We start from the raw sequence: 15,966 nt of genomic DNA, 5'->3' as shown, positions 1-15,966 counted from the left end.
CGTTGTTATACCAAAGGTTAAAGCGTGAATTAAAAGAAAGAAGGCGCGATGAGTATCGCAAGTGCTGCGGTGTAATGGCGTAACGTTATCATTAAAACGAAATTACAAATTCAAGGTTAGTATTTCACCAAAACGTTCTAATACCCAGTCAGGCTGATAGGTCGAAATGCACTCACCGTAATTATATCCATAGGTGAGTCCGATACTTTTAATTTTGGCGGCTTTAGCGGCAAGAATATCGTTCTTAGAATCACCTACCATTACACACTGTGAAGGCGCGGCCCTAAATTGTTGGCAGGCATAAAGAAGGGGCAGGGCCGACGGCTTTTTCTCCGGTAAACTATCTCCGCCTATGGTTAGCGAAAACAGTGGAGACAGTGAAAATGTAGACAAAATAGGCGCAATAAACTCTGCAGGTTTATTAGTGATCAATGCTAGCGTAGAACCACGATGTTTAAGCGCATGTAACGTGTCGAAGACACTGTCGTACAGTGCGGTGCGTTTTATTTCTAACGTTCGGTAGAAGTGAAGGAACATTTCTAGTGCGGCATCAACTTCGTTCGACGTGTACTTGTGGGTTGCTTCTGCGCTGCCGCTCAACCCACGCTCTACTAAAACACGGGCGCCATTTCCCACCCAGTGTCTAATTGTCTGTTCGTCATAAGTCGGTAGTTGATAATGGCTTAGCATCTGATTTAAGGCGGTCGCCAGATCGGGCACAGAGTCGACAAGGGTTCCGTCCAAGTCGAAAAAGAAGGTATTAATCTCTTGCATTGTAAATGTGTTTAACTATTTATTGCCGAAGGATAACACCACAGTGTCCTTACCGCGGTATATTTTTGTCATCGAAGTGTTTAATCTCAAGTATTTACTCAAAATCCTGGTTGCTTATCCAAAGAACTTGATAAGGTTTCATTTGTAAGAAACCACTAGAAAGAGCTATCTCATCTCGGGTAATGAGATCGATCCAGTTATCTGTACCGATAAGGTTGATATCAGACAACAAAATAGTTTGTTCTTCGTCTGAAATATTACTGATACAGAAGATACTTTGTTTTCTATCTAAGCTTTGACGCCAGTATCCAAATATTTGATTACCAAGCTGCAACGTAAATTGTGTAGCGTTGGGGTGAAACGCAGGCTGCGCTTTACGTATGCGTATAAGCTGCGAGATTCGAGTGAGTACTTTATGATGCTGTGAGAACGGTGAGTCTAATAAAGCCTCTAGTTCGTTAAAGTCCCATCGCTTTCTATTTATTGAACGATTTTGCCCCGTGTTTGCCACCTTCTCATAGTCGTTCGACGTACCAAGCAAACTGTGAATGTAAATACCTGGAATACCTTCCATACCTAGCATTATGGCATGAGCGCAAATAAAACGGTCAACCTGGTACTTATCTGGCCCCTTTATGGTTCCTTGCAGAGCATCGAATAAGGTGATGTTTATCTCATAGGGTTTTTGCTGTCCGTGATCGGAAGCCCGCCACGACACCTTGCCACCGAAATGCTGCATTGTATGCACTAGCTCTGAAATTTCTTCATCGCTAAGCAGACCTTCCGCCGGGCGCAAGCCAATGCCGTCATGCGAGGCGATGAAGTTGAAATAGGCTGTGCCATTTTGTGCTGGTGGCATGCTCATCATCCAACTTTTTAAATAGGTACAATCACCCGTTACAAGAGTATTTACGAGTAACGGCGGAAGCGAAAAGTTATAAATAGCATGGGCCTCGTTAGCATTACCAAAGTACGTTAGGTTCTCCCTGTTTGGAATATTAGTTTCGGTAATGATTATGATTGACGGATCCACATGTTCAATGAGCGTTCTGATCAGACGTATGACTTCATGGGTTTGGGACAAATTAATACAGCTTGTGCCAACAATTTTCCAAAGAAAAGCCACGGCGTCCAAACGGAAGAGTTTAGCGCCCTTGTCAATATACAGCTTGATGATATCGATAAACGCTAACAACACCTTTGGATTTCTAAAGTCAAAATCGACCTGATCGTGGCTGAAGGTGCACCATACATGCTTGGTGCCGTTGGCGGTTTCCGTCTCACGCAGTAATGGAGATACACGAGGGCGGGTTACCATAGAAAGATCGTCGGTAGGATCTGCCGTAAAGAAAAAGTCAGAACCTGGACCTTCACCTTTCACAAAATTGTCAAACCACACGCTTCTTGCAGAGCAGTGATTTATTACCAAATCGGTCATTAAACCATAGTCTTCAGCGATAACCTCGATATCGTCCCATGAACCTAATGCTTCATTCACGGTTGAGTAATCGATAACCGAAAACCCATCATCAGAGCTGTAGGGAAAGAAGGGTAGAATATGCACGTTGTTAATGGTGTTTTTGCAATAGCGGTGCAAGAACTTGTTCAACGTGACCAAAGGGCGTTCACCTTCATCAATAACACTATCACCGTAGGTAATCATGATGATGTCTTCTTCATTCCAATAATTGTAATGAGACTGAGGTGAAGCAATGTCTGTTTGCTGCTGAATACCTATTGTATTCATCAAATCAGTCGCTAGCGTCTCAAAGGAGACGTCTAGCGCTACATCTGCGTAAATACTTTCTAAATGGTGTTTCACTTTGTCATGGAGATGGTCCCATGCCATATTACTTACTCCATATATTCTGCGGTATCGGCTTCAACGGCTTCTAAGAGTCGCTCCAAAATGTCAGGTACAGCACTGGTTACTCGGTTCCAGCTAGGGATAAACGGTGTTTCCATGGGATTTTCCAAGAAGTTTTGTCCCGCTTTCATGATATTGCTCGCAAACATCTCTACCGCTTTTTCCTCGCTGTGAATGTCTAAGTTTAAGCCATTCATGACCGCATCGTTGTGATAGGTTTCAATAAAGTCTAGTGCTATGCGGAAATAAGTGGCCTTAATTGAGCGGAACATTTCGTTGCTGAATGTGTAGCCTTGGGTAGCTAGCTTTCTGAAGATTGCTTTCGTAATGTCGATTGACATTTTCGACAGGCCACCTTGGTCGTTATTCAACGATAAATCTTGATGTTTATGGTCGTAAATATCACAGATGTCAGCTTGGCACAGACGGTTGTGTGAATAATTTCGATGCATTTCTGACAATACGCCAATTTCTAGACCCCAGTCGCTGGGTATACGTATATCATTCAGTACATCACGTCTGAAGGAAAATTCACCTGCTAACGGATAGCGGAAGCTGTCCATAAATTCTAGGTACTCATTGTCACCCATAATGCGCTTTAGCGCGCGAAGTAACGGTGTAACAAGTAACCGTGAAACGCGCCCGTTGATTTTTCCATTTGCGACACGCGCATAGTAACCTTTACAGAATTCATAGTTAAACATGGGGTTGGCAACAGGGTAAATGAGCTTCGCCAGAAGATCCTTCTCATACGTCACGATATCGCAGTCATGCAGCGCTACAGATTCTGCACGGTTAGATGCAAGCACATAGCCCATGCAATACCATACATTACGTCCCTTTCCTAACTCTTTAGGTGCCAGCCCTTGTGCTTGAAGCTCTTCATCGAGAGCTTTAAGCCGTGGGCCGTCGTTCCACAAAATTCTGTGGTGCTGAGGTAGCTTGCCAAAAAACTTTAGTGCGTGTTTATATTGCGCCTCGTTTGCGCGGTCCAAGCCTATAACAATTTCTGAAAGATAGGGAACATCAGTTAGCTCGTTCACTATATGAGGTAGTGCGTCGCCTTCAAGTTCAGAAAACAACGACGGCAATATCAGTGCCATAGGGCGTTTTTGAGAAAATTGTAAAAGTTCAGCTTCGAGCTCTTCGGTAGGACGACGAGCCAAATTATGTAACGTAGTAACCACACCATTTTGATAAAAATCAGCCATGTGTCCTCCTGATCATAGGGAAAGCAATTGAGTTAACATTTCATTCCAACCCTCAGGGCCGGTTAGGGTGCTGGTATATACCTCTTCTTTTTGTACTTCTGGTGGAGGATTTACCGGTGATAAAACGCGAATGGGGACGTGCGCTGCTTCAAGCATTGCTACGTCATTTTTACCATCGCCAAGGGCGATAGTATTAACTTTGGTGGTATGCTGCTTTTGATATTCACTCGCAAGCCACTTAAGGGCTTGGCCTTTATCACAGTTACCAGAAACATGAATAAACCGTCCACCTTCCAGTGGATAAGCGCCTCTATCTTTAACCACTTTGATAAAACGAAGCTTTTCTTCATCAGTGCCCAACCACAAGATAGGTTCACCGAATTGTCGCTTCGACGCTAAGCTTGCTGAATGCTCATCCAGCCCGGTGGCTTCTTGAACTTCGCTTATCGACATTTTAGAAAACTGTTTATATTTGCCATCGAATTCGCTGCCGAGCTTTTCGAGCAGTTTTATCCAATAATTTTTATTAGAGATGAATGCTTTACACCAATACCCATCAATCCAGATAGTACCACTGGGTTTTTGCTTAAAAAAACCATGTGGAATAAAAATGGCAGCGCCGTTCTCAATAATAAACGGCCCGTCTAGTCCTATGTTTTCACGAAGCGGCTGCAGCTCGGCAAAGGTTTTACTGGTAGTCGGTATGACAGGTATATCGTGTTTTTTCAACGCTGCCAAAGCTGGTTTCGCCGCCTCGAAAGAGTAAGTATGGTGGTCTAATAACGTGCCATCCATGTCGGTGAAAACAAGCGTTTTGGTCATGGTTTACCGTCCTTTTTTGTTATGGTTCTTTTATCATCAAGGTAATACACGGTATCGCACTTCTCAGGTAAACAGCGAAGCGCGTGCTCTGTAAGTCGCTGGTAGTGTTGCACAAAGTTTGCCACTTCTTCATCTGACATTATGGCGTCCTGATTGCCTTTCACGTTTTTCAGCAATTTATGTTCTTGTTCTAAACGCCATTGGTACACGCAATCGAAACTTGGCGCTCTAAGCATCACTTGATAGTCAATTTTCTGAAAGAGCTGTTGGTATTGACGAGAAAGTTCAGTATTGACGAAAGAACGCCATGTTCCAAGGGGATCTTCAGTTTCTTCTAGAGTGTTAACCGGTTGTCTGAGTTCAGGTGCCGACTGGCAAGGAACACCTACACACCAACCTTCTAATATCACGAAGTCGGGTGTTTCATTCACTACTGGCCATTGATTGCGGGGAAATGGATTGTCTGTCGCTTTATTAAACCGAGGCAGAGCCGTTGACGTTCCATCACTAAGATCTTGTATAGTTTTTATCGCAAGCGCAACGTCGTGGGTACCAGGAACACCTCGTGTTGACAGCAGAGGATGCACTTTAATCGCCAGTGCATGGCGCTGGGACTTATCATAATAAAAATCGTCGATCGACAGCGACACCACTCGTTTTTTGTGTACCGCCGTCAAGTACCCCTCAATATAACTGGTCAGAGTAGACTTCCCCGAGCCCTGACACCCATTAATGCCAATAATGAATGGTTTTTTTGCATCATTATGGTGCGCCAGTAGATGTTCACATAACGGAGTGAACCATTTTAGTGCGGTATCTGCATAATCCTTCGGTAATTGCTGAGTAGCGAGAAAACCATCTATGTCCATGTTGTCACCTTAATTAATGCAGTTTTTACACATGCTAACTTAATTAAGGTAACAACATTTATGCCAAAAAAGCGAGGTAGAATGAGTGCGCAAATTATCGCTTGTGCGCAACTAAAACGGCTCTTTGTGGTGCAGGGTATCCTTCAATCGTACGAGTAATATCTTCCGGGTCGAGAAAATCTTTCAAAGACTGTGTCTCCATCCACGGTGTAGCACGCTGTTCATCAAGGGTTGTATGATTGACGTCTACGACCTGAATATCCTCGAAGCCAAGACGAGATAACCACACTTTAAGCGCACTTGTACTGGGCAAAAACCAAACATTACGCATTTGGGCATAACGCTCACCCGCCATAAGCACTGTATTTTCATCACCATCTACCACCAGGGTTTCAAGTATCAATTCGCCGCCTTTTCGAAGTTGGTCTTTTAATTGCGTAAGAAACGCCATTGGATCTTTTCGGTGATAGAGCACACCCATGGAAAAAACAGTGTCGAACGCTTTCAGAGGCTGCATTTGTTCAATACCAAGTGGCAAGAAATGAATGTTTTCTGTTTTCGTATCGGTAGCGTTAAAGAAGTGTTTTATGGCTTGAAATTGAATAAAAAACAACTGGGTTGGGTCAATACCTACTACGCGCGAAGCCTGTTCTCCCAGCATTCTCCACATATGATAGCCACTGCCGCAACCTACATCTAGCACAGTGCGTCCTTTTAAGGGCGTAATATGTGGAGCAACTCTGTCCCATTTCCAGTCAGAGCGCCACTCAGTATCTAAGTGGACACCATGAATATGAAAAGGGCCTTTTCTCCAAGGCATAAAATTTTTTAATAACCCTTCAATTTGCTTTTGGGTGTATTCATCAACATCATCATGGCTTCCGACTGATACACGTGTTTCAATGTCGCTATAGGACGTTTTTACCGTTGGTAATTTGCTTAGAATTCGACACCATTTGTCGAATTCACCGTGCTTTGCGTTGCCCTGCCACTCATTCATTTGGGCGGGCAGCGTTTGTAGCCAATGAGAAAGAGGACTTTCTAATAACGATTTGTAGCAGTCGTTAAACCATGTGTTTTCAAGTTTACTCATGAATCTTCTCTTTTGCTATTTTACAAACTAGTGAGAAATAGCATTGCTTTACTAAGGTTTTACGGCAATCATTGAGGTGAAGTTGTAGCACTTATACCACATAACGACGTCTGAGAAGCCCACCGATTTCAGTCTCTGTTCATGCTCATTGAACGTATCTGTTAGCATCACTTTTTCTAGTGCTGCACGTTTTTGGCTTACTTCAAGTTCACTGTAGCCGTTATCGCGTTTAAACTGATGGTGAAGATCAATCAGAATTTCATTACCTGAGAGAGTGGGGTGGCGAATTTTCTCAGACAATACCAAAATGCCACCCGGGTTCAGACCGTCGAATATTGTTTTTAAAAGTGCTTCTCTATCAGATGGCGGAATGAATTGAAGTGTAAAATTCATGACTACCATAGACGCGTTATCTATAGTTACGTCTTGAGCCAAGCGTTGCTCAATAATTATAGGATTATTTAACGTAAAAGCTTGCACAACACGTTTGCACCTTTCTACCATCGCACCTGAACTATCTATGCCAACGATATTGCACTTTCTGTCTTGGGTGGCGCGAGCGACAGATAAACTTGCGGCACCTAGGCTGCAGCCTAAGTCATACACGTTTGAACCTTCCGACACCCACGATTTAGCGAGTTCACCAATGGTGTGGATGATGGTCTCGTATCCCGGAACAGAACGCTGGATCATATCGGGGAAAACATCGACCACAGACTCATCAAATGTAAAGTCAGCTACTTTTTCAAGCGGGTTTGCGTATATGTTGTCGTGTTTTTTCACTGTATTTTTCCTAGTGTCTTATGGGGGGCAATTTTACCTTTTGATTCGAAAATGCCAACGAAAAACCGAGATTTTGTAAATATTTGTACCATTTTTGCGGATTAGGGCTTTTCGTTGCTAATCTAAAGTATTAATCTATGATCTATAACACTATAAGGAAGCAGTAACGCTAATGACCAGAATTCTAGTAGCAGACGATCACCCATTGTTTCGCGAAGCATTGAGCGGCGCGTTGGAACCTTACTTTGACAATGCACAAATTATCGAAGCCGGAAGCTTAGATACAGCGATTGAAAAGTTAAACGAATTTGACGGCGTTCAACTGGTTCTTCTAGATTTGAACATGCCAGGTGGTGAATACTTTAATGGTTTAATAAGCCTTCGTGAGCAATTTCCAAATATACCTGTAGCAGTGGTATCGGGAAGCGACACGGTTGAAGTTGTTGCCCAGGTAATGAGTTTAGGTGCTAGTGGTTTTATACCAAAAGTATCAGCAACACGCGAAATTGCTCAAGCCATTATCGATATTATTGGCGGTAAAAAATGGCTTCCAGAGGGGATGGAAGAAGAGCTTGAGAAAGTGGACGACGAGCTCAAAGTATTGCTTCAGCGCTTTAGAGAACTCACGCCAAAACAAATTCAAGTATTGTCTTACCTTCGCGCTGGGCTAATGAATAAACAAATTGCTCACGAGATGAACGTAACAGAGGCAACTATCAAAGCACATATTAGCGCTATACTGCGCAAACTTGAGATTAACACGCGTACTCAAGCGGTGTTGCTAATGGATAAATTACAGCTTAATTAAAAGCTGTAGCGTCGTAACTAATAAAACCGAGCAAAGTTGCTCGGTTTTTTTTGCCTATAAAAAAGGTCGAGTAAAAACCCGACCTCTTAAACATAGCATTTAACTATGTCATTCCTTTAGGCTGCCTTAGTACGGCGCTTTTTAGCTGTGGCTGCAGAATTCACTTTCGCTACAAGCTCTTCATGGTCAAAGTCATCCACATTAATTGTGCGAAGTCTTCCTGCTTCAGTCTTGCGCAGAAGGGTCGCTTCTTCCTCGTTGATAATGCCATCGGCTAGTGCTTCGTCAGCAAGTACGTCTAAGCGTGTAAACGGAAGCTTAGCTTTCTTATGCTTGCAGATGCGCTCAAAAATTGGCTCACTTGCAAGTACATCGTCAAGCGTTTGCTCAAGGTCACCGAACAGGCTACCTTCTTCACGCGTTAGGTATTGACCGTAGCCAAGACGGCTGCGAGCCGTTGAAGGCGTTTGAAGCATCTGAGCAATAGCATGTTCGGTTTTATCCGACGGCTTGCCAATACGGCGGCCAAACGGAAGTACCATAACACGAAGTGCTGCTGCAATTGCACGGTTCGGGAAATTAGCGAGGAAGTCATCAATCGCTGTCTCGATGTCGTGCAATGTGGTTTGCATTGCCCAATGAAGTAGCGGAAGGTCCTCTTTCAATCGGCCTTCTTCATCAAAACGCTTAAGCGTTGTGCTACCCATATAAAGGCCACTTAAAATATCGCCCAAGCGCGCAGATAAACGTTCGCGACGTTTTAAATCGCCACCGAGTACGCCCATAGACACGTCAGTCAGTAACGCTAAATTCGCACTGTAGCCCTGAAGTAGCTTGTAATAACGGGCGGTTTCATCGGTAAAGGGTGCGCTGCTAAATGCACCATTGGTTAACGAGAACCAAATGCTGCGAACGGTGTTAGCAACGGCAAATCCAATGTGACCGAATACGGCTTTGTCAAACGCTTGAAGTGCCTCTTTTTTATCATCAATAGACGCAGCTTGTATCTCTTTAAGAACATACGGATGACAACGCATCGCACCTTGACCGAATATCATCATGTTTCTGGTCAGAATGTTCGCCCCTTCAACAGTAATAGATACCGGAACGCCCTGATAGCCGCGGCCCAGGTAATTATTTGGCCCAAGCATAACGCCTTTACCACCATGCACATCCATCGAATCATTGATGATTTGGCGCATTTTTTCAGTCAAATGGTACTTACAAATGGCGGAGATAACCGAAGGTTTTTCACCTAAATCAACGCCCACAGTAGAGAAACGCGTTACGCCATCCATCAGGTATGCGTTACCCCCAATGCGTGCAAGCATCTCTTCAACACCTTCCATGTGGCCCACTGGCATGCGGAACTGACGACGAATACGCGCATATGCGCCTGTTGCAAGAGACACTGACTTTGCTCCGCCCGCAGCAGACGAAGGAAGCGTAATACAACGTCCTACCGACAGACATTCAACAAGCATGCGCCAGCCGCGACCGGCCATTTTAGGACCGCCGATAATGTAATCGATGGGCACAAAAATTTCTTCGCCTTTAATAGGTCCATTTTGGAACGGTGTATTAAGAGGGAAGTGACGACGCCCTATTTCTAAACCTTTTGTATCGCGAGGGATAAGAGCGCAAGTGATGCCTGGCTCTTTGTTGTCGCTAAGAAGACCGTCGGGGTCTTGTAGTTTAAACGCAAGTCCGATAACCGTTGCAACAGGAGCGAGGGTGATATAACGCTTGTTAAATGTCAGACGCATGCCTAACACTTCTTCGCCATTCCATTCACCTTTGCACACAACGCCTACATCGGGAATTGCACCAGCGTCAGAGCCTGCTTCCGGCCCAGTTAGCGCAAAGCAGGGGATCTCTTCACCAGCCGCTAGTCGAGGCAGGTAATGGTCTTGCTGCTCTTTCGTTCCATAGTGCTGTAGCAACTCGCCTGGTCCTAATGAGTTAGGCACACCAACAGTGCTTGATAACACAGCACTCACGCCTGCAAGTTTTTGCAGAACACGTGATTGCGCATACGCAGAGAACTCTAGGCCGCCATATTCCTTTTTAATGATCATGGCGAAGAATTTGTGGTCTTTTAGATACTGCCAGATTTCTGGAGAAAGGTCGGCGTCTTTATGGTTAATTTGCCACTCATCTACCATTGAGCAAACTTCATCACAAGGACCATCTAAAAAGGCTTGCTCTTCCGCCGTTAAACGGCCTTTTGGGATGCGGTGCAGCTTGTCCCAGTCTGGCTTGCCGCTGAATATATCACCGTCCCACCATACTGTACCAGCGTCAATTGCCTCTTGTTCCGTACTAGACATTTCAGGCATTACTTTGCGATAAAAAGCTAAAAGCTTTTTGGAAATGTGCTGTTGTCTAACATTTGGCAATGTGAAAGGAAGTGTTAGTGCAAGGTAGACTACCCAACCAACAAGGCCGATATCCCCGAAAATGGTGCCGAGTATCATGACACCTGCGCCAATGGCAACCGCAGTTGCCAAACTGGTACGCTGATAACTAGCGACTGCTAGTGACAGGACGACCAGTAAAAACCATATAAAATCTGCCATACTTCACTCCTGAAAAGGCGTTAAACGTTTCGCCAATCTGCTCAATGTTAATCGTTAGTGAGAAATACCCCAAAAACAGTCTTCAACTGAGGTCAGACCAGCTTGCTGTAAACCTATATTTTAATACATAAAAGATCAAGATTTTTACATGAATAATGTATTAACAACGACGTTAATAATTCCCGCCGCTTTCTTGTGTATAAATTATAGTCGAACTTACCAATGATCTGTGCCATTGCTATTGTAAAAAGAAGGTAGCGTGGATAGCTGTTTTAAAAAGAAACAAAAAAGCAGCACGTAAATGCTGCTCTCTTAATATGATGTCTTGTCAACATCGTTACTCAAGTATTTCAAAAGACTTAAGTTTTATATCACCTTGTTCATCGCCTTCTTTGAATTGCTGAAGCCTAACAAGCGCGTAATTTAAAGAAGGAGCAAACCACGCAAAGGTTTCGCGTTTCTTGGAGTCACGAATGAGCTTTACTTTCACTGCCTCAATACTGCCAAACGGTAAAGCGAGCGTCTCATCAGCAATAACTTCAACACCATATTGGCGTAACTCACCTCGATAATTAACAAAATCGTAGGTTAATGACTTTTTGCCTCCAGCAAGCTGCTTTGCTAGGTCTAAACGGTAAATTTGATTGTCATATTCACCGTTCCATTCAAACGCTTGGTTTCCATCAACAGAAATAGCGCCTTTGCCCTCAGAACTGAAGGATACTTTTAACTCTTTGTCAGGGCCGGTACCTGTCCGTGTATAAAAGTACTGCGAGGGTACTACTTCATTGTCGTGAACTAAGAATATTGAGTGCTCACTGCGTTTGTCTGATAAGAAAAACTTAGAAACTTTGGACGTGTAAATAAGCGAATATTGATTCTCGTTTAACTTTGAAAGCTCAATGTTAGCTTCACCAACATCATCACCCCACTTATATGCCGTGTAACTGGCTTTGTATGGTTGAAGGTTAAGCTCCTCTGCATTTAACGTTTGCACGGGTGCCGTCAATGTCAGTACCAATGCGCATAGCGAGAATGGTTTAATCGCTCGCATAGCCAGATTCTGGTAGTTCTTGCTCATCTAAAACTGCCTTATTGTTTCGCATCGATAGTCGCCCCGCACTGAACCACGATAGTACAAGCGGGTAGATGCGGCGTTCTTGTTCCTGAACCCGTTCAGCCAATTCGCTTGCTGTGTCTTCGTCAAACACAGGCACACGGCTTTGAATGATAACTGGGCCGCCATCGAGTTCAGGTGTGACAAAGTGCACGCTTACGCCGTGCTCTTTGTCGCCATTGTCGATTGCACGTTGATGTGTATTCAAGCCTTTGTACTTTGGCAACAAAGATGGATGAATGTTCACTAATTTTCCAGCAAAGCTATCAACAAACTCTGGTGTTAAGATACGCATAAAACCAGCAAGGACAACACAGTCTGCGCCGAACGCCTCAATTTGTGCCTTTAACGCTTCATCATAAGATTCTCGCTTGTCGAAATCCGTGTGATCTAGACATACTGCATCAATCCCTGCTTCTTTTGCGCGTTCAAGGCCATATGCGCCAGGGCGATTGCTAATTACACCGCTAATTTGTGCATTAAGGCGACCTGCTTTAATTTCATCGATAATGGCTTGTAGATTACTGCCGTTACCCGAAATAAGTACACATAGTTGGGTTACACTGTTACTCACGCGATAATCTCTACCTGATCTTGACCGTCTTTAGCTGCAATATCACCAATTACCCATGCATTTTCACCATGTTGCTTAAGGATATTTAACGCCGTGTCAGTGTCGTTTTCATCTACCACGATCACAAGGCCTACACCGCAGTTAAAGGTACGGTACATTTCATGACGTGTAACGTTGCCGTTTTCTTGCAACCACGAGAAAACAGCAGGCCATTTCCAAGTACTTTCATCAATAATTACTTTCGCATCTGCAGGTAGCACGCGAGGAATGTTCTCCCAGAAACCACCACCTGTAATGTGGGAGATGGCACTTACCTGAACTTCTTCGAGTAGTGCCAATACCGATTTGACATAGATGCGAGTTGGCTCAAGAAGCTGGTCGATGATTGGCTTACCGTTGAGGTTTGCATTCACATCAGCACCGCTAACTTCGATAATCTTTCTAACTAATGAGTAACCGTTTGAGTGAGGACCCGAGGAACCGAGCGCAATTAGTTTTTGACCTGGTTTAACGTTAGTGCCGTCAATCACTTTATCTGCTTCAACAACACCTACGCAGAAACCCGCAATATCGTAGTCGCCGTCGTGATACATGCCAGGCATTTCGGCAGTTTCACCACCAATAAGCGCGCAACCTGCCTGTTCACACCCAGCGCCAATGCCCGTAACAACCGAAGCTGCAACGTCTACATCAAGTTTGCCAGTGGCATAATAGTCTAAGAAAAATAGTGGTTCAGCACCCTGTACGATGAGGTCATTTACACACATTGCTACTAAGTCGATACCCACGCCGTCATGACGATTAGCATCCATAGCTACTCTCAATTTTGTACCCACGCCGTCAGTACCCGAAACAAGTAGCGGTTTTTTGTATTTTGTAGGAAGTTCGCAAAGTGCGCCAAAACCACCCAGATTTCCTTTTACTTCAGGTCTATGGGTTTTCTTGGTGACAGATTTTATGCGTTCGACAAGTTGATTACCTGCATCGATATCTACGCCTGCATCTTTGTAACTTAAAGAGGTTTTATTTTCGCTCACGGTTGGGCCCTGGAACTAAGAGGTAGAAAACCGCGAATTCTACCAGCAAGTCGGCACAAGTCCAATTTGTGGGGGTTATTTTATGCGCTTTTTGATCTTTTTTATTTTAAGGATGAAATTAAACGCGATATAAAAGAGAATACATGCCACAAGTTGGGATGTTATTTTTGCTTGTAGTTAGACAGAGTATCACTTTATCAGTTGAATGCGGTCGCTAATCAACCACGTTAATTTACAAAGTGAAAGGAAATGTAGAAGTCGATGGAGTAAGAATGTTAGCAGCTGTAAAAAAAATGTTTGTTATTAACTGGACGTCGTTTAAACCGACTATTCAAGTTCTTTGGGCACTCAGTGTCACAGTACTTTTCGCTTCCGGGGCGGTGAATGCAGCGCAACAAGTCATGGTCAATGAAGCACAGGTAATGGTAGATGACCAATCACAGCGTACACAGCAAAAAGCGCTTAAACAAGCATTAAGCCAAGTTTTCCTTAAAATGACAGGCAGTTCGTCAGTCTTAAACAATGAAGGGATACGTGCTGCACTATCTTCTCCTCAATCGTTTCTTCGTTCATACCGATTTGCGTTTGAGAACGCCAAAACATATTACGTTGCGGAGTTTGACAAACAAAAACTGACAACCTTAATACAGCAAGAATTGTTGCCATTGTGGGGCGACCGCAGACCTGAAACCATTGTTTGGTTAGTAGAAGAAGGCGCTAGTGATAATCGCACCATATTAGATGAATCAATGGATAGCGACTTAAAAAACTCACTGATACAAACGGCAAAACAGAGGGGAGTGCCGGTCAGCCTACCGCTTATGGATTTAACTGACAGCGTAAATATAACCACCTACGACGTTTGGGGACGGTTTATTGAACCGCTTCGCAATGCGTCAGTGAGATACACTGTTGATAATATCATTGGGGCACGCATCTATCGCAATGATCCGAGCAACGTACCAAAACTGCTCAATGACAATGTTACACCGGGCACTGTTGAAACATTAGCCGTTGCGTTAGAGAAAGAACAGGAGGAGAAGCAGCGAAACGCTGTATCGTCTATCGTTGAAGAAAGTGGGGCGACCGAGGGCGTCGCAAGCGTACAAATACGTGAAGAGAGCGGCGACAACGGTGAAGATCCCGAGCAAACAGAGACAAACATTATGCCCTTCAGCATGGATGAATTTGCTGAACATGCCAAACGCGCTGACCACGGTGAATATGCCTTAGATTGGGTGTTTATCGGACAAAAGAAGGTTAGTTATGGCAGCATTTACGGAGACTCTCCGCAAGCACTGGGATTTCAATTAATTGAAGCGTATTCAAATTATCTTTCTTCACTGTATGCTATCGTCGGAATAGAAGAATCAAAAAGAGAAGTTGTTGAAATTTCGGTCGCTAATATCGGTTCTGTTAGCAGTTATGCCAGCGCTACGTCATACCTCAATAGCTTGAGTGTGATAGACAGCGCCACATTAGTGGAACAACAAGGAACTGTCGCTACTTACTCCGTAACGCTTTTAGGGACAATAGATGACTTTCTCAACAGCATTAAACTTGAAAGCAAATTAAAGCGTGTTACTGATGCCAATGGACAGAAAGTAAAAGGGCACAGTTTTTATTGGAGTAATTAAGCGTAATGCAGTTGCCTTTGCCCGTTACATTGCCGGTAGATGAAAACTTTGACAGTTTTGTGTCAACTGGTAATGAAGAAGTTGTTGACGTACTAGAACATATCGTGAAAGCGCTGCCTTTGTGGCGAAAGTCAAACGTACTTGGGCATTTGTCGACCCTTCAGCTACCGCTAATTACACTAATGGGAGGCGCGTCAACGGGCAAAAGTCACCTGCTTTTTGCTGCGTGCCACCAGTTGGCGCGTAAATCAATTAGTCATCTTTATCTTAATTTGAATGACTATTCTTCTTGGTCACTCGATATCCTAGAAGGGTTAGAAAATTTAACCTTGATCGCACTTGATAATATTCATGCGATTGCGGGGGATACTGCATGGGAAGAAGCAATTTTTGATCTGTTTAACAGAGTGATAGAGACGCAACATGCCATTATTGTTTGTACAAGTCATATGGGGCCGTCCAACGAAGCGTTCACTCTGCCAGACTTGCGCTCAAGGTTAGCATGGGGTGTTATTTACCACATGAACCAACTCGACGACATGAGCCGTGAAGAAGCAGTAAAGCGAAGGGCAAATGAGCGAGGTCTTTCTCTGTCCGATCAGGCGCTTCATTTTCTACTTAATCATAGTAAAAGAGACTTAAAAAGCCTTATGGCAACGCTAGCCAGATTGGATACTCGCTCCCTTCAAGAGAAAAAACGCCTTTCCGTAGCGATGGTTAAGCGGGAGTTAAACCTATAAAGGTCAGATAAAGCGCAAAAACAGGGGTTTTTACGCTTGCGAAGCAGTCATTCAT

At 44.0% G+C, this 15,966-nt stretch carries 14 protein-coding genes; 3 read left to right on the top strand and 11 right to left on the bottom strand.

Features of this window, described 5'->3' with window-relative positions; genetic code table 11:
• Positions 1-102: 102 nt before the first annotated feature.
• The 7 genes from BK026_RS05530 to cmoA all read right to left on the bottom strand — a co-directional run bounded on the left by BK026_RS05530 (position 103) and on the right by cmoA (position 7,419).
• On the bottom strand, positions 103-774 hold the full coding sequence (locus tag BK026_RS05530; protein WP_071814931.1) for a phosphoglycolate phosphatase: 672 nt from the start codon (positions 772-774) through the stop codon (positions 103-105).
• A 94-nt stretch (positions 775-868) separates the two neighbouring features.
• Complete coding sequence (locus tag BK026_RS05525; protein ID WP_071814930.1) at positions 869-2,623, bottom strand: sugar phosphorylase; 1,755 nt, start codon at positions 2,621-2,623, stop codon at positions 869-871.
• A gap of 5 nt (positions 2,624-2,628) precedes the next feature.
• Positions 2,629-3,852 (bottom strand): glycosyl transferase, encoded by a 1,224-nt coding sequence (locus BK026_RS05520; protein ID WP_071814929.1) that lies wholly within the window; start codon positions 3,850-3,852, stop codon positions 2,629-2,631.
• Positions 3,853-3,864: 12 nt separating this feature from the next.
• A complete protein-coding gene (locus tag BK026_RS05515; protein ID WP_071814928.1) occupies positions 3,865-4,674 on the bottom strand; it encodes a mannosyl-3-phosphoglycerate phosphatase in 810 nt (269 codons plus the stop codon).
• Positions 4,671-5,543, bottom strand: coding sequence for a kinase (locus BK026_RS05510; protein ID WP_071814927.1), 873 nt, complete (start codon positions 5,541-5,543; stop codon positions 4,671-4,673). The genes BK026_RS05515 and BK026_RS05510 overlap by 4 nt, the downstream gene beginning before the upstream one ends.
• A 94-nt stretch (positions 5,544-5,637) precedes the next feature.
• Positions 5,638-6,636: a tRNA 5-methoxyuridine(34)/uridine 5-oxyacetic acid(34) synthase CmoB gene (cmoB, locus tag BK026_RS05505; protein ID WP_071814926.1), complete on the bottom strand. Its 999-nt coding sequence runs from the start codon at positions 6,634-6,636 to the stop codon at positions 5,638-5,640.
• Positions 6,637-6,687: 51 nt separating this feature from the next.
• Complete coding sequence (gene cmoA, locus BK026_RS05500; protein WP_071814925.1) at positions 6,688-7,419, bottom strand: carboxy-S-adenosyl-L-methionine synthase CmoA; 732 nt, start codon at positions 7,417-7,419, stop codon at positions 6,688-6,690.
• A gap of 172 nt (positions 7,420-7,591) precedes the next feature.
• Here cmoA and BK026_RS05495 point away from each other — a divergent pair, with 172 nt between their 5' ends.
• A complete protein-coding gene (locus BK026_RS05495) occupies positions 7,592-8,227 on the top strand; it encodes a response regulator transcription factor (RefSeq protein WP_071814924.1) in 636 nt (211 codons plus the stop codon).
• Positions 8,228-8,343: 116 nt separating this feature from the next.
• On the opposite strand, the gene fadE is transcribed toward BK026_RS05495, so the two are convergent.
• From fadE to purM, 4 genes are all read right to left on the bottom strand, one after another.
• On the bottom strand, positions 8,344-10,806 hold the full coding sequence (fadE, locus tag BK026_RS05490) for an acyl-CoA dehydrogenase FadE (RefSeq protein ID WP_071814923.1): 2,463 nt from the start codon (positions 10,804-10,806) through the stop codon (positions 8,344-8,346).
• A 337-nt stretch (positions 10,807-11,143) separates the two neighbouring features.
• A complete protein-coding gene (locus BK026_RS05485; protein WP_256253689.1) occupies positions 11,144-11,887 on the bottom strand; it encodes a DUF3108 domain-containing protein in 744 nt (247 codons plus the stop codon).
• Positions 11,847-12,497: a phosphoribosylglycinamide formyltransferase gene (gene purN, locus BK026_RS05480; protein ID WP_071814922.1), complete on the bottom strand. Its 651-nt coding sequence runs from the start codon at positions 12,495-12,497 to the stop codon at positions 11,847-11,849. The genes BK026_RS05485 and purN overlap by 41 nt, the downstream gene beginning before the upstream one ends.
• Positions 12,494-13,534 (bottom strand): phosphoribosylformylglycinamidine cyclo-ligase, encoded by a 1,041-nt coding sequence (purM, locus tag BK026_RS05475; protein WP_071814921.1) that lies wholly within the window; start codon positions 13,532-13,534, stop codon positions 12,494-12,496. Before purM ends, purN begins: the two co-directional genes overlap by 4 nt.
• Before the next feature lie 272 nt (positions 13,535-13,806).
• Between purM and BK026_RS05470 the strand changes: the two genes are divergently transcribed.
• Positions 13,807-15,171: a DUF2066 domain-containing protein gene (locus BK026_RS05470; RefSeq protein WP_071814920.1), complete on the top strand. Its 1,365-nt coding sequence runs from the start codon at positions 13,807-13,809 to the stop codon at positions 15,169-15,171.
• A gap of 5 nt (positions 15,172-15,176) precedes the next feature.
• Complete coding sequence (gene hda / locus BK026_RS05465; RefSeq protein ID WP_071814919.1) at positions 15,177-15,911, top strand: DnaA regulatory inactivator Hda; 735 nt, start codon at positions 15,177-15,179, stop codon at positions 15,909-15,911.
• Positions 15,912-15,966: the final 55 nt, after the last annotated feature.

The organism is Alteromonas sp. V450 (assembly GCF_001885075.1).
In the GTDB taxonomy this organism is placed as follows: Bacteria; Pseudomonadota; Gammaproteobacteria; order Enterobacterales; family Alteromonadaceae; genus Alteromonas.
Note: the sequence above shows the minus strand (reverse complement) of the source record. Positions and strands in the feature narration are given on the sequence as shown.